At 42.6% G+C, this 517-nt stretch carries 1 pseudogene; it reads right to left on the reverse strand.

Annotated elements, in window-relative coordinates:
- Nucleotides 1-279, reverse strand: a pseudogene (locus OSCIL6407_RS31745) (iron uptake porin); the annotation flags it as partial.
- Between the last annotated feature and the right edge of the window lie 238 nt (nucleotides 280-517).

A 517-nucleotide genomic window follows, 5' to 3' on the forward strand; every position in this document is an offset into this window, starting at 1 on the left:
CGGTTGTGCTGCTGCTGTCGGAGATAGGTCACTCTCAGTAGTAGGGTTAATTTCTGCGACTTTCTCCTCTGTTGGCGCTACCTCTGGAGGAGATAAAGTGCGATCGCTCTCTGCTAATGCTAGCTTTGGAAGTTTGGCTTCTGAAGTTGAGGTATCCTGTAGTTGGGCGATCGCGCCTGCTGGTACTGAAGCTATTCCCAGACATCCCACCAACATTGACAAGGAGAAAACCGGAGAAGCGATTAGTGTCGCTTTCCTCGCAGTTGTAAATTTATCCATTTTTCCTCACACCATAATCCGAATCGTTTCACCAGAAGGATATTAACAGTAGAGCTGGATCGGATATGTAAAATTAGCCACATTCTGGCCGACAGTTTTTAGAGCGTTAGTTTCAAGATTAAAAAATTTACTGATTTATTCAAGTATTTATACTGGTTCAATACTTGAATTTTTATGATTAAAGTTAAGTCAGACTTCCACCTTCTGCCCTAACTGTAACTGAGGGTTAAACCTCAAG

Source organism: Kamptonema formosum PCC 6407, assembly GCF_000332155.1.
GTDB classification, from domain to species: domain Bacteria; phylum Cyanobacteriota; class Cyanobacteriia; order Cyanobacteriales; family Microcoleaceae; genus Kamptonema; species Kamptonema formosum.